Origin of the sequence: Paenibacillus antri, from assembly GCF_005765165.1 — a bacterium.
Taxonomy (GTDB): domain Bacteria; phylum Bacillota; class Bacilli; order Paenibacillales; family YIM-B00363; genus Paenibacillus_AE; species Paenibacillus_AE antri.
The window spans coordinates 285,552-299,499 of the sequence record NZ_VCIW01000002.1 but is presented as its reverse complement, the minus strand read 5'-3'; the positions used below and the strand labels follow the sequence as shown (position 1 = coordinate 299,499).

General features: G+C 62.1%; 16 protein-coding genes. All 16 read right to left on the bottom strand.

What is annotated here, in order from left to right; all coding sequences use genetic code 11:
• Positions 1 to 21: 21 nt before the first annotated feature.
• Positions 22 to 897 (bottom strand): prephenate dehydratase, encoded by an 876-nt coding sequence (gene pheA / locus FE782_RS04545; protein WP_138192863.1) that lies wholly within the window; start codon positions 895 to 897, stop codon positions 22 to 24.
• The gene (gene thrB / locus FE782_RS04540; RefSeq protein WP_338016881.1) at positions 894 to 1,886 is read right to left on the bottom strand and encodes a homoserine kinase; all 993 of its coding nucleotides are present in this window, start codon (positions 1,884 to 1,886) and stop codon (positions 894 to 896) included. The genes pheA and thrB overlap by 4 nt, the downstream gene beginning before the upstream one ends.
• Positions 1,879 to 2,949, bottom strand: coding sequence for a threonine synthase (thrC, locus tag FE782_RS04535; protein WP_138192862.1), 1,071 nt, complete (start codon positions 2,947 to 2,949; stop codon positions 1,879 to 1,881). The genes thrB and thrC overlap by 8 nt, the downstream gene beginning before the upstream one ends.
• Before the next feature lie 48 nt (positions 2,950 to 2,997).
• Positions 2,998 to 4,284, bottom strand: coding sequence for a homoserine dehydrogenase (locus FE782_RS04530; RefSeq protein WP_138192861.1), 1,287 nt, complete (start codon positions 4,282 to 4,284; stop codon positions 2,998 to 3,000).
• 52 nt (positions 4,285 to 4,336) lie between these two features.
• A complete protein-coding gene (locus FE782_RS04525) occupies positions 4,337 to 4,816 on the bottom strand; it encodes an ACT domain-containing protein (protein WP_238392343.1) in 480 nt (159 codons plus the stop codon).
• Between the two features lie 134 nt (positions 4,817 to 4,950).
• The gene (gene obgE / locus FE782_RS04520; RefSeq protein ID WP_138192859.1) at positions 4,951 to 6,258 is read right to left on the bottom strand and encodes a GTPase ObgE; all 1,308 of its coding nucleotides are present in this window, start codon (positions 6,256 to 6,258) and stop codon (positions 4,951 to 4,953) included.
• 10 nt (positions 6,259 to 6,268) lie between these two features.
• Positions 6,269 to 6,877: a Spo0B domain-containing protein gene (locus FE782_RS04515; RefSeq protein WP_138192858.1), complete on the bottom strand. Its 609-nt coding sequence runs from the start codon at positions 6,875 to 6,877 to the stop codon at positions 6,269 to 6,271.
• Positions 6,878 to 7,060: 183 nt separating this feature from the next.
• Entirely contained in the window at positions 7,061 to 7,372 is a 312-nt protein-coding gene (gene rpmA / locus FE782_RS04510; protein ID WP_138192857.1) for a 50S ribosomal protein L27, read from the bottom strand.
• A gap of 14 nt (positions 7,373 to 7,386) precedes the next feature.
• Entirely contained in the window at positions 7,387 to 7,722 is a 336-nt protein-coding gene (locus FE782_RS04505) for a ribosomal-processing cysteine protease Prp (protein WP_138192856.1), read from the bottom strand.
• 12 nt (positions 7,723 to 7,734) lie between these two features.
• Positions 7,735 to 8,046 (bottom strand): 50S ribosomal protein L21, encoded by a 312-nt coding sequence (gene rplU, locus FE782_RS04500; protein ID WP_138192855.1) that lies wholly within the window; start codon positions 8,044 to 8,046, stop codon positions 7,735 to 7,737.
• A gap of 134 nt (positions 8,047 to 8,180) precedes the next feature.
• The gene (locus FE782_RS04495) at positions 8,181 to 9,425 is read right to left on the bottom strand and encodes an Rne/Rng family ribonuclease (RefSeq protein WP_138192854.1); all 1,245 of its coding nucleotides are present in this window, start codon (positions 9,423 to 9,425) and stop codon (positions 8,181 to 8,183) included.
• Between the two features lie 44 nt (positions 9,426 to 9,469).
• Positions 9,470 to 10,351 carry a M50 family metallopeptidase gene (locus FE782_RS04490; RefSeq protein WP_138192853.1) on the bottom strand — a complete coding sequence of 294 codons (882 nt, stop codon included), beginning with the start codon at positions 10,349 to 10,351 and terminating at the stop codon, positions 9,470 to 9,472.
• Positions 10,335 to 11,129 (bottom strand): peptidoglycan DD-metalloendopeptidase family protein, encoded by a 795-nt coding sequence (locus FE782_RS04485; RefSeq protein WP_138192852.1) that lies wholly within the window; start codon positions 11,127 to 11,129, stop codon positions 10,335 to 10,337. The genes FE782_RS04490 and FE782_RS04485 overlap by 17 nt, the downstream gene beginning before the upstream one ends.
• Positions 11,130 to 11,264: 135 nt before the next feature.
• A complete protein-coding gene (locus FE782_RS04480) occupies positions 11,265 to 12,425 on the bottom strand; it encodes an FtsW/RodA/SpoVE family cell cycle protein (protein ID WP_138192851.1) in 1,161 nt (386 codons plus the stop codon).
• A 24-nt stretch (positions 12,426 to 12,449) separates the two neighbouring features.
• Positions 12,450 to 13,238 carry a septum site-determining protein MinD gene (gene minD / locus FE782_RS04475; protein WP_138192850.1) on the bottom strand — a complete coding sequence of 263 codons (789 nt, stop codon included), beginning with the start codon at positions 13,236 to 13,238 and terminating at the stop codon, positions 12,450 to 12,452.
• Between the two features lie 18 nt (positions 13,239 to 13,256).
• Positions 13,257 to 13,913: a septum site-determining protein MinC gene (locus FE782_RS04470; protein ID WP_138192849.1), complete on the bottom strand. Its 657-nt coding sequence runs from the start codon at positions 13,911 to 13,913 to the stop codon at positions 13,257 to 13,259.
• Between the last annotated feature and the right edge of the window lie 35 nt (positions 13,914 to 13,948).

The following is a 13,948-nucleotide window of genomic DNA, read 5'->3' as shown; positions in this document are numbered from 1 at the left end:
AAGTCGTCGCACCTCCGCGATTTAAGCTTTCTCTTCTGGAAATCCGTACGTGGGGTAAGACCCCATTACGCGCACGTCGCAGCCGACGGCGCGAATTTCTTCGACGGCGCCCCGAAGGAGCACCGATTCCATCGAAGCGTCCACGTCTACGTAGAAGTAGTATGTACCGAGCTGCCGCTTCGTCGGCCGGGACTCGATCTTCGTCAGGTTGAGCCGCCGCCATGCGAAGGCGGACAACAGCTGATGCAAGCCGCCGGGGAAATCCTCGCCGGGCATGAGCAGCAGCGTCGTCTTCCGCGCCTGTTCGCCTCGCCCCTCCGGCCGGAGCGGATCCATCGGCTCCTTGCCGGCAAGCACGAACCTGGTGAAGTTGTTCTTATGGTCCTGGATGGCCGGAGCGAGCAGTTTCAACCCGTATCGTGCCCCTGCCGTCGCCGGACCGATCGCGGCCGTGTACGGGTCTCCCCGTTCGCCGACCAGCCTCGCGCCCTCCGCCGTCGAACCGACCGCCTCGAGCTCCGCCTCCGGCAGATGCTCGTTCAAGAATCGCCGGCATTGCGCGAACGCCACCTGATGCGACAGCACCTTGCGAATGCGCCTCCACTCGCCGTCGAACTGCGGCAAGCTCATCAGGTTGACATGTATAGGATACACCCATTCGGTTTGGATCGGCAAATCCGCCTCGTTCACGAGCCAGTCGATATGCAGGCTCACGGAGCCTTCGAACGTATTCTCCACCGGTACGACGCTGAACGCCGTCCGGCCGGACAACGTCGACTCGAACACGTCTGCGATCGTCTTGCACGGCACGAGCCGCCAGTCCGTTCCTTGCAGCAGCCAAGCGGCCGCTTCTTCGGAGTAAGTGCTTGGTCCAAGCACCGCCACGGTTCGATTCATCGCGCGAGTCCCCCTTCCGAAAGCGCGTCCTGCAGCCGGTCCGACGCCGCTTCGACGACGAGGCCTTCCGCGGACGGCGCCAGCCAGCGCAGCTCCACGTCCCGGCCGTCGCCGGATACCGACATCGCTTCGCGCAGGAACGTCTCCAGCTCCGATTTGCGGCCGTTCGCCGACGCCTCGTCCACGAAGGCGATCGCCGTCGGTCCCGCGCCGGAGAGCGCGGCCCCGAGGGCGCCGCGCGCGGACGCCTCGCTCAGCACGCGGGAGAGACCCGGCACGAGCGGCGCCCGGTACGGCTGATGCAGCCGATCTTGCATGGCGTGACGCACGACGTCGAGCTTTCCCGTCGCGAACGCCGCCGTCAAGAGCGCCGCGCGGGACAAATTGAATACGGCGTCCGCGCGGCTGTACGTCTCCGGCAGCGCGGCTCTCGCCTTCGAGGTCAGCAGTTCGTACGTCGGAATCGCGACGAGCGTCGCGAGCCCCGCCGGTACGTCGAGTCGGATGTGGGAGGCGCGTTCGCCGTCCCAGATCGCCGTTACGATGCCGCCGTAAATCGCAGGCCCCACGTTGTCCGGATGGCCTTCGATTTCCGTTGCGATGCGAAACAGCTCGTCCCGCGGCAAGGGCTCTCCGATCAGCGCGTTCGCCGCGCCGAGCGCGCCGACGATCGCGGCGGCGCTGCTGCCTAGGCCGCGCGCCAACGGGATGTCGCCCGCGAAGGCGATCTCCAGTTCCGGCACGCGGACGCCGGCTTCGTCGAACACACGCTGCGCGATGCCGTACAAGAGATTCGATTTATCCGACGGCAGCCCTTCCGTGCCGTTCCCGAGCAAGGCGATGCTCGTTTCGTCGGCCGGCGCCATCTCGATCCAGGCGTACAACGATAACGCGATCCCGAGCGCGTCGAAGCCCGGGCCGAGGTTGGCCGACGTCGCGGGCACCTTCGCCCGTACGCGCTCCCGGCCGCCGGGCATGCCGCTAGCCACGGGCCGCTTCCGCCGAAGCGATGGCGGCGAGCACGGCGTCTTCCGTCGCCGGAATGACGACAGGCTCGGCGGCGACCGTCTTGATCGCGATGTTCGGGTCCTTGAGGCCATGGCCGGTCAGTACGCAGACGACTTGGCTGCCGGCCGGAAGCGCGCCTTCGCGGCGGCGCTTCATGACGCCCGCGATCGAAGCCGCGGACGCCGGCTCGGCGAACACGCCTTCCTTCGCCGCGATCGTCCGATACGCCTCAAGGATCTCTTCGTCGGTCACCGCCCAGACGCCGCCTTCGGATTCCGTATGCGCCGCTACGGCCAAATCCCAGCTCGCCGGGTTGCCGATGCGGATCGCCGTCGCCACCGTCTCCGGGTTCGGGAACGGCTTGCCGGCGACGAGCGGGCTCGCGCCGGCCGCCTGGAAGCCGATCATCTTCGGCACGGACGTCGAACGGCCCGCCTCGCGGTACTCCTTGAAGCCCTTCCAGTACGCGGAGATGTTGCCCGCGTTCCCGACCGGAATGGCGAGGTAATCCGGAGCATTGCCGAGCGCGTCGACGATCTCGAAAGCCGCCGTCTTCTGTCCTTCGAGACGGTACGGGTTCACCGAGTTGACGAGCGTGATCGGGTGCTTCGACGTAATGTCGCGCACGATGTCGAGCGCTTGGTCGAAGTTGCCGTCGATCGCGAGCACCGTCGCGCCGTAAGCGTACGCCTGCGCGAGCTTGCCGAGCGCGATGTTGCCGTTCGGGATGAGCACGACGCAGGCGAGTCCGCCGCGCGCCGCGTAAGCCGCCGCCGCCGCCGACGTGTTGCCCGTCGACGCGCACATGATCGTGCGGCTGCCTTCCTCCATCGCTTTGGCGACGGCCATAACCATGCCGCGGTCCTTGAACGACCCCGTCGGGTTCATGCCCTCGAATTTAAAATACAGATCGAGCTGCAGCTCCTCGGACAGCCGGTCCGCCCGGATGAGCGGCGTATTGCCTTCGTGCAGCGTCAACGCCGGCGTCTTCTCGTTCACCGGCAGCAAGTCGCGATATCGATCGATCAGTCCCATATATCTCATACGTTCGTAGGCCTCCCCGCCCGCTTTAGGCGCGCGCGCCGAATCGTCTTACCCGACGACCCGGTATACGCTTTTGATTTTGTTGACGACGTCCATCGAATCCAGCTCGTCGATGACGCGTTTCATGCCCGATAAGTTCGTGTCGTGCGTAATGATGATGATTTCCGCCTTCGGGTTTTCCTGATTCGGCTGCTGCAGCACCGACTCGAGGCTGACTTCGTGCTTCGCGAACGCCTGCGTGATCTGCGCGAGCACGCCCGCCTTGTCCTCCACGTGCAGGAGCAGGAAAAACTTGCCGAAGATACGATCGTCCGACTGAAGCTTCTTCTCCTTGTACGCCTTGCTCAGTCCTTGGCCGTTCACCTTCAGGCGCATGTTCTTCACGACCGCCACGAGATCCGCGACGACCGACGTCGCCGTCGGCATGCTGCCCGCGCCGGGGCCGTAGAACATCGTCTCGCCGACCGCTTCGCCGTATACGTACACCGCGTTGTAGACGCCGTTGACCGATGCGAGCGGATGCGACTTCCGCACCATCGCCGGTTGGACGCTGACGGATACGGAATCGCCGTCCCGCTCGGCGACGCCGAGCAGCTTCAGCTCGTAGCCGAGTCGCTTGCCGTACAAGATGTCTTCCTTCGTGACGGAGCTGATGCCCTTGGCGGACACGTCGCCGAGCGCCACGTTCATGCGGAAGCCGAGCGTCGCGAGGATCGCCATCTTGCGCGCGGCGTCCAGCCCTTCGACGTCCGACGTCGGATCGGCCTCGGCATACCCGAGCGCCTGCGCTTCCTTGAGCACGTCTTCGTAGGAAGCCCCTTCCCCGCTCATTTTCGTCAGGATGAAGTTCGTCGTGCCGTTCACGATGCCGAACATGCGCGTGATGCGGTCGGACGAGAAGCTCTCCGTCAGCGCGCGAATGATCGGAATGCCGCCGGCGACGCTCGCCTCGTAGAAAATATCGCAGCCGTGCTCCTGCGCGACCGCGAGCAGCTCCGCGCCGTGCAGCGCCATCAAATCCTTGTTCGCCGTCACGATATGCTTGCCGCCGCGAAGCGCCTTCTCCATCAATCCCTTCGTCTGAACGACGCCGCCCATCACCTCGACGACGACGTCGATGTCGGGCGCTCCGACGATGTCTTCCGCGTTCTGCGTCAGCAGCTCGGACGGGAGCGCGATGTCCCTGGCCTTCTCCTTGTCCTGCACGAGCACCCTGCGAATTTCGATGCGGGACCCGGTTTGCCGGGACAGATCGTCCTGGTGATCGTTCAAGATGCGCACGACGCCCGATCCGACCGTGCCGAGCCCCATGAGCCCGATGCGTATGGTTTCCATAGTAATCCTCCTTCGTATCGCGAGACGAGTCGTTCCGCTCGCTTCCTTCCGTTCATCCTTGACCGATGACGACCGCCTTCCGCACGCCGTCCGCCGAGCGGACCGCCGTCACGAGCGCGGTAAGCGCCTCCGGCTCGGCTCCCGTCTCGACCGTCAGCACGACGTTCGCGACGCCTTGCAGCGGGATCGTCTGATGGATCGTCAGCACGTTGCCTTCGTAAGCGGCGACCATCGAGAGCACGCGGGACAAGACGCCGGAACGATGCTCGAGATCGATCGAGATCGTCACGATGCGCTCCCGTTCGAAGCGGCTGAGCGGGAAGATGCCGTCCCTGTACTTATAGTAAGCGCTGCGGCTGAGGCCCACCTGCTCGGTCGCTTCGTGCACGGTGGCGGCCAATCCTCTGGCGAGCAGATCCTTGACCTGCAGCGTCTTGACCAGCGCTTCGGGCAAGATGTCGTCGCGCACGACGTACAACGTCGCGGGCCGTTCCGGTTTCGCCGGCCTCGACTCCTTCGACTCCGTTCCCAACGCTCCATACCGTCCTCTCGGAGTAGACTGTTGTTTACCCATAGTGGACATTATAACCGAGAGCGGCAAGCGGGGCAATAGGTGAACATGGCGAAAAAGAAAAGGCCGCCGCTCTTCTCGCGCGGCGACCGTCTCTACTCATGCTCGACGAATTCGAACTCGAAATCTCCGATCCGTACGTAGTGCCCGTCCTCCGCGCCGCGCTTGCGCAGCTCGCGGTCGACGCCCATGCGCCGCATGATCGTCGCGAATCGCTGCACCGCGTCGTGAGACTCGAATTTCGTTCGCTTCGCGAGCCGTTCGATCGCTTCGCCTTCCACGATGAAGACGTCGTTCTCCCGGCGAATCTTGAAGCTTTCGTCCGCGCGGTCGTTCTCGAGCGTATATACCTTGCGCTCTTCCTTCTCCGGCGTCTCCTCGACGAGCGGCGCGGCCGGAATCGACTCCACCATCTCCGCCAGCTTGAAGACGAGCTCCCGAATGCCCTGGCGCGTCGCCGCCGAAATCGGGAAAATCCGCATGTCTCCATGCCCGTTCTCCGCCAGCTTCGCGCGGAATTCCTCGAGGAACAGCTCCGCTTCCGGTACGTCCATCTTATTGGCGACGACGATCTGCGGACGTTCCTCCAGCTTCGCGTTGTACAGCTTCAGCTCTTGATTGATCGCGACCCAATCCTCGTACGGATCCCGTCCTTCGGAGCCGGACATGTCGACGACGTGCGCGATGACGCGCGTCCGCTCGACGTGGCGCAGAAACTCGTGGCCGAGCCCGACGCCTTCGTGCGCGCCTTCGATGAGCCCCGGCAAGTCCGCCAGCACGAACGACCGCCCTTCTTCGACGTCGACGACGCCAAGATTCGGAGTAATCGTCGTGAAGTGGTACGCGCCGATCTTCGGCTGCGCCGCGGATACGACGGAGAGCAGCGTCGACTTGCCGACGCTCGGGAACCCGACGAGACCGACGTCGGCCATCACCTTCAGCTCGAGCACGACCCAGCGCTCCTGCCCCTCCTCGCCCTTCTCCGCGATATGCGGCGCCGGATTGTTCGCCGTGGCGAACCGCATGTTGCCGCGCCCCCCGCGTCCGCCCTTCGCGATGACGACCTCCTGGCCGTGGCGCGTCATGTCGGCGATGATTTCCTTCGTGTCGTCGTCGATGACGATCGTCCCCGGCGGCACGCGTACGATCATGTCTTCCGCGCCTGCGCCGTGCTGCGACTTATTCCGCCCCTTCTCGCCTCTCGGCGCCTTGAAGTGACGTTGGTACCGGAAGTCCATCAACGTCCGCAGTCCTTCGTCCACGCGGAAGACGACGTCCCCTCCGGGACCGCCGTCGCCCCCGGAAGGACCTCCTTCCGGAACGTACAACTCTCTGCGGAACGTCGCGACGCCGTCGCCTCCGTCCCCGCCTTTCACATACACTTTCGCAAAATCGACAAACATCGTTGTCCTCCTATTTTCCCGACGCGCTTGGAAGCCGGACCGTGACGGACGCCTCGTCGGCGCCGAACGACGCTTGCAGCGAGCTTGCGGGCGCGAGCGGCCGCAGCTGCTTCTTCAGTTCGTTCACCGTAAGCCGAAGCGCGCCCTCGGAATAAGCTCCTTGATATGTAAATACGATCGCCGTATCCGCCTGTTCGTTCGAGAACGCGCAGGCCAGCGCGTTCTCCGTGCCGCGTTCGCCCTTCTCGGACGCCGCCTCGAAGCCGGCGATCAGCGACCTCACCGCGAGCTCGGCCGCGTCGGCGCCGGAACGTAGCTGGAACCGTTCGTCGATCGCAAGACGGAAAGCGAACGACCGCGCCCGAGCGCGCACCGTCAAGAGCGCTTCGACGAGCCCCGGCGAGCCGAGCTTCGACGTGCGGCTCTCTTCGGTCATCCTTTGTTTTAGCATATCCACGCAGGCCGCTAATTTATCATATTTTCGCAATTGCATATATCCGACGATCATCTGAAGGTCGTTCAGCCAATCGTGTCTCGCATGGCTGAACGCGTCGATCCATAGCTGCCGATGCTCGTCCAGCAGTCGGCTATGCCGGTCTTGCTCCTCCGCGTGCTTCATCGCCAAGGCTCCTCGCCATCCCAATGGTTTCTCTGGTTTCTCTCCAGTATACCAAACTATTCCTCTTCGAACAGTAAGAATCAGGAAACTCGCGACGACGAACGAAACAGGCCCGTAACAGTAAGAAAACCCCGGCCGTTGGGCCGGGGTTCCATCGTATTTCTCTACAGGTCGAGGGAGCGATTAGCGCTCCACCGTCGCCGCTACCGGAGCGGTTTCGACCGGGTATACGCTGACCTTCTTGCGGTCGCGACCCCAGCGTTCGAACTTCACGACGCCGTCGATCTTGGCGAACAACGTGTCATCGGAGCCGATGCCTACGTTATTGCCCGGGTGAATCTTCGTGCCGCGTTGACGAACGAGAATGCTGCCGCCCGTCACCGTCTGGCCGTCCGCGCGCTTCACGCCGAGACGCTTCGCGATGCTGTCGCGACCGTTCTTCGTGGAGCCTACACCCTTCTTCGAAGCGAATAACTGAAGGTTCAATTTCAACATGGTGTCAACCTCCTTCATTCGTAATTTTGTTTGAGCCTTATATGTTTACCGTACGATTGTTCAATCGTCTGCAACATGACGACCATCGATTCCAACACCAGCTGCAGGGAAGCCGACTTCGGTTCCGGAAGTCCCTTCGGCACGGTTACGTCCAGCAGGCCCGATTCCATCAACGCCGTTAATTCGACGCCGACGACCGCTTCCGCCGCGTTCACCGTTCCGACCGTCACCGCCGATACGCCCGCGCATACGATATCCTTGCCCGACTCCGCGAAGAGGGCATGCCCTTCGACCCGAAATCCGGTAATTCGTCTCGTATCCCGATCCCTGTCCACTCTCACGCGGATCAACGAGAAATCCTCTTAGCCTTGGATTTTCTCGATCGTAACCTTCGTGTACGGTTGGCGATGACCTTGCTTGCGGCGATAGTTCTTCTTCGCCTTGTACTTGAAGACGATGATCTTCTGACCGCGGCCGTTCTTCTCTACCTTGCCGGTAACCGAAGCGCCCGCTACGAGCGGCTCGCCGAGCTTGATTCCTTCGCCGTTGCCGACTGCCAGAACCTGATCGAACGTAACCGAATCGCCTTCGTTCGTGTCGAGCTTCTCGATGTAGATCACATCGCCCTCTTGCACTTTGTACTGCTTTCCGCCTGTTTCAATAATCGCGTACATCCTTGCACCTCCCTCGTATTGTAAGACTCGCCTCGTCTCAGGTGGTTCGCCGCGAAAAGCGAACGCTTCGAGTACCCGACAAGCGCGGTGGTCGTCAGACGACGCACTCGAAGAGTATATCACAGGGCTAGTATCTACGTCAACGTAGAAGTCCTGATTTTCCCTCGTCCCCCGCAAGCCTTGCACGGAACGAAGAACATCATGTCCTTCTGCTCCCGCACCTTCTTGCGCGTCATCTCCAGCAGCCCGAGCTTCGTCCAACCGACGATGTGCGCTTTCGTGCGATCCTTCTGCACGGCGGTCTCGAGCGCGTCGATGATGCGCCGCCTGTTTTCCTCCAGCTCCATGTCGATGAAGTCGATGACGATAATGCCGCCGATATCGCGCAGCCGCAGCTGTCTCGCGATCTCCTCGGCCGCCTCCACGTTCGTCGTCAGCACGGTCTCTTCCAAATTCGTAGATCCCGTGTATTTGCCGGTATTGACGTCGACGACGGTCAGCGCCTCGGTCTGGTCGATGACGACGTATCCGCCGCTGGCGAGCCACTGCTTCGGCTGCAGCGCCGCTTCCAGCTGCTCCTTCACGCCGTACGCCTCGATGGCCGACTTCTTCCCGTCGTGCAATCGGACGCGCTCCGTCAGCTGCGGCGCGATCGAGCGCAGCATTCGCTTCGCTTCCTCCATCAAGGCGGGTTGATCGACGACGATCTCGTCCATCTGCTCGGTTACGATGTCGCGAATGAGGCGCGGCAGCAGCTCCACGTCGGCGTACACCTCGCTCGGCGCCTGAGCCCGCTTCGCCTTCTCCTCGATGCGCCTCCACCGCTCGCGCAGCATGTCCATGTCGCCGGCGAGCGCTTCGTAGCCTTCGCCGTTGGCCACGGTGCGCAAAATGACGCCTTCTTTGTCCCGGCACAGCCGCTCGCCGAGCGCCCGCAGCCGCTTGCGCTCTTCTTCGTCGTCGATCTTCTTCGACAGCGCTATATATCCGGCTTCCGGCATGTACACGAGCCAGCGGCCCGTCAACGCGTAATGCGTCGTGACGCGGGCGCCCTTCGTGCCGACCGGCTCCCGCACGATCTGCACGAGCAGCTCGTCCCCCGCCCGCACGAGCGTATCGATCGACGGCTTCACCTTCGGCTGATGCTCCAAGTGAGCCGGCAGCAGATCGTCGATGTAGAGGAAGGCGTTCTTCTCGATGCCGATGTCCACGAACGCCGCTCCCATGCCCGGCAGCACGTTGACGACGCGGCCCTTATAGATGTTGCCGACGAGCTTGCGAACATTCGGCCGTTCCACGAAAAATTCGGTCAGCTTGCCGTCTTCGAGCAGCGCTACGGTCGTTTCGTCCCGGTGACCGTGAACCACGATTTGTTTCAAGGAACACGTTCCCACCTTTATGTTTTGCGAATATCCATTTTATTCTACATGAAAAGTTCGGTCACTGCACGGTTTTGCTCTTCCGTGGCGTAACGCGGCGCCCAGCGCTCCTCGGGCACGACCGCGAGCACGCGTCCCGCGCGAGTCGCCACCACGAATCGATGCAGCCGCTCGCGCCGCAGCAGCCGCGATACCGATTGCAGCGTGTCCTCGGGCTCGACGAAAATCGGATGCTCCTTCGCGCCGCGCATCGTCCACTGCCTCACTCGCGCCGCCCGTCCCAGAAGGAATCTCGTGAACCGATACGGCGCCGTTCGATACTCGTACCAATTCGCGTACAGCAGAAACGCGCCGATGACCGCGGCGCTCGTCATCGCGCCTTCCCCAAGCCGCGTCGAGGCGACGCCGACGAGCGCCGCGCTGGCGATCAGCGACCAGAACGTCGTCGCCTTCAGCGTCTTATAGAACGGCAGCGCATACCCGACGGCTACGCGAAGCAGCTTGCCGCCGTCGAGCGGGAGAATCGGCGCGAGATTGAACAGCATCAGCGTCAGGTTCGCCTGCGCGAAATACGACGTCCAGGCATGAGTCCAGACGCCCGCCGCCGTCATGGCGTACGCGAAGCCGATCATCGCGAGATTCATCGCTGGGCCGGCGATCGCGACGAGCGCCTCCTCCCGCGCGGGCATCGATCCGTCCTCGTCGGTGACCGCTACGCCGCCGAACGGCGTGAGCAGCACCTCGCGCACCCGCCAGCCGAGCTGCTTCGCCATCGCCGCATGTCCGATTTCGTGAATGAGCACGATGCCGAACAAGGTGACGATTTCGAGAAACCGTCCGGTCGCCGCCGACAACAGCAGCAAGAGGACGAACAGCGGATGCAGGCGGAAGCGGACGCCCAGCCAACGATCAAAGCGCGACGACATCGGCCGGATCGACGAAGCTGTTTCCTTTTTTCACCGCGAAATACAACAAGCCGCCGACTTCCCCCGCCCCCGACGAACGAACCGCGCCGATGCTGTCGCCCGCCTCGACCCAATCGTCCTTCGCGACCTTAATTTCTCCGAGATACCCGTATACCGTCTCCACGCCGTCCGGATGGCGCACGACGACCGTCTGTCCGGTCTCTTGCGTCTCCCCGGCGTAGATGACGAGTCCCTCGTCCATCGAGGCGACCGACGATGCCGACGCCCTCACGACGACGCCCGCTCCCGAGCGGATGCCGCCGAACGGCTCGACGACGCTGCCGGTCACCGGCGCGATATACGCGCGGCCGATCCCGGCGCCGACATGCTCCGCCTCCGCTTGCTGACGATCCATCGCCGGAACGAACGACGGCAGCTCGCCGAATCGGTCCTCGTACCACGCGTACACGTCGTCGAGCCGCTGCTCTTCGGTCAGCGCCGCCCGGACGAACGCCTGTCCCTCGGCCACGACCGGATGCTCCCATTGAAACATCGCCCATACCGAAGCGAACAGCACGACGGCGGCGACCGCTTGGAACTTGATCGTCCCGTCCACGCGGGAAGACGAAGTCCTCCAAGGATTCCCCCGGATGTGCCATGCGTATTCGGGATCTTCTTGCATCCGACGCTCGTGCTCGAGCTGCTCCAGCCAGTCGGAATTTCGCCGGCCTTCGCCGGGGTCTTCCCCGTTCAAAATATGTTGAATGCGCTGCTGCCTTCTTTTTCGCAGATCGTCCATGCCGTTCTCCCCCGTTTCCTTCCTCTCCCCAGCGGAAAAGACAAGTTGGTTTGTACTATATTTATGAGTTGTCCCACCCGGATATGAAAAAAACGCCCGAATCCCCTAGGGGACCCGGACGTTCCGTCGATTCAGTCAAGCCATCTCGTCGAGCGGTTGATCGGCATGCACGCGGATGCTGAGCGCGAGTCCGATCGACAACATGTTGATCAATAGGGAGGAGCCGCCGTAAGAGACGAACGGCAGCGTAATGCCCGTCAGCGGCAGGATGCCGAGAAACATGCCGATGTTCTGGAAAATTTGAAAGACGAACATCGAGACGATGCCGATGATGATATATGCTCCGCCCGCGTCGCCGCTTTGGATCGAAATCAAGATGAGCCGGTATATGAGCAAAAAGTACAGCAGCAGAAGCACCGAAGCGCCCATGAAGCCGAACTCCTCCCCTACCACGACGAAGATCGAATCGGAATACGTGTACGGAATGAAATTGTTGTGCACGGACGTGCCCTGTAAATACCCTTCGCCGAACAGCGCGCCGGAACCGATCGCCCGCACGGAATTGTCCACTTGGTACGTCTGGTCGTCCGAAGCGTTCTCCGGATCGAGGAACGCGTCGATGCGGTCCATCCAATGGCCTGAGCCGTGCTCTTGGAGGAACGTCTCGATCGGATCGTGGTACGTCTCGATCAGGGACATCGCCCCCGCCGCGGCGCCCACGGCGAGCGCAAGGCCGAGCAGCACGTGAAGGTATTTGATGTTCGCGATCCACAGCATGCCGACGAGGATGACGACGTAGATGATCGCGTTGCCGAGGTCCGGTTGAATGACGACCCACACGAACGGAATGAATACGATCAGGCCGACGGGAACGACGTCCCTCCACAAATCCAACGGCTCGCCCTGCTTGCGAGAGAGAAAGTACGCCACCATGACGATAATGGACAGCTTCGCGAATTCCGCCGGCTGCACGCTCTGTTCGATGCCCGGGATAATGAACCATCCGCGGGCGCCGTTGATGACCGCGCCGAAGAAATACACCGCGGCGAGGCTGGCGACGCCGATGCCGTATATATAGATGGCAAATTTCAGAAGGATGCGGTAATTGAGCATCGCCGTTCCGAGCAGCACCAGCAAGCCGAGTCCGTAAAACTGCAGATGGCGCAGATGCATGCCTTCGAACGCCGGCTTGCTGTGCACGGCGCTGTAGACGATGAACGTGCTGAACGACATGAACGCGATCAGAATGGCGAAGATCGCCCAATCGACGCGCTTTAATTTCTTTAATAAGATCATCTGTTCCCGCTTTCGTTCTTCGCCTTAACCGGCGAAAAACTTCTTAATGCGTTGAAGGACGCCTAGCTTCTGCTGAAGCGGCATAAGCGGCACCGTATCTCCGAGAATGCGGCGGGCGATATTGCGGTACGCGATCGCGGCGCGCGAGTCGGGATTCATGACCGTCGGCTCTCCGTTGTTCGCCGCCTTAATGACGTATTCGTCGTCCGGCACGAGACCGAGCAAGTCGATCGCGAGCACCGCGCACACTTCGTCGATGTCGAGCATGTCGCCGTTCTTCAACATATGAGGACGGATCCGGTTGATGATCAGCTTCGCGTCGAGCTTGTCCTTCTCGAGCAGTCCGATGATCCGATCCGCGTCGCGGACGGCGGACTTCTCCGGCGTCGTCACGACGATCGCCCGGTCCGCGCCGGCCACGGCGTTCTTGAAGCCCTGTTCGATGCCGGCCGGACAGTCGATGATGACGTAATCGTGCTCCTTCTTCAACTCGAGCACGACGTCCCGCACCTGCTCCGGAGACACGGCGTTCTTGTCCTTCGTCTGCGCAGCGGGGATCAAGTACAATTCATCGAAGCGCTTGTCTTTAATCAGCGCTTGATTCAGCCGGCAGCGTCCGTCGATGACGTCGACAAGATCGTAGATAATTCGGTTTTCCAGGCCCATGACGACGTCCAGGTTTCTCAGTCCGATATCGGTGTCGAGCATGCACACCTTCTTCCCGAGCAGCGCGAGCGCCGTGCCGACGTTCGCCGACGTGGTCGTCTTGCCGACGCCGCCCTTCCCCGATGTGACTACGATCGCCTCTCCCATGAGGATCACTCTCCTTCGCTAGTGCTTCAGTTGCGGCCGGATGCGGTGCAACTGGTGAATCTTCTCGATTTCCATGACGCCCTCGCGCAAATACGCGAATTCCATGAACGCCTCTTGGAAGCCCCATTCGTCCGGCGGCCGCGAGACGACCCCGGCGATGCGCAGCTGGGTCGGCCGCAAATACGAGGCGGCGATGATCGCGCCGTCGTCCCCTTCGACGCCGGCATGCGCGAGCCCGCGAAGCGAACCTAAAATCAAAATGTGGCCGGTCGACGTAATCGTGCCTCCCGGATTGACGTCCCCCAACAGCAGCACGTCCCCGTCGTGATGCAGCGTCTGGCCGGAGCGAACGATGCCCGTAATCGTCTTCATCGCCGGCAAAAGCGGCAGAGCCGCGGACGATTCCTGCGAATCGCTTACGATCGACTGAACGAGTAAATTGCCGCGGAAGGCGAACGCCTCCTTCAACGCGGCTTTCGTCTCGTCGGTCGACGGGCGCTTGCCGAGCCTGACATGCACATGCACGATCGGGCCCGTTAAAAATTGGCTGTGCGTATGCTCCAGCTTATGACTTAAGTCCGACAACACGTCCGGTAACGGAGCCGCGTCGTCGAGCACGAAAAGCAGGCCTTCTTTAACCCCTTTGATCGTAACGAGCGATTTTGTCGTGGACATATGAGACGGCGAGCCTCCCTTTCAACCTATACCAT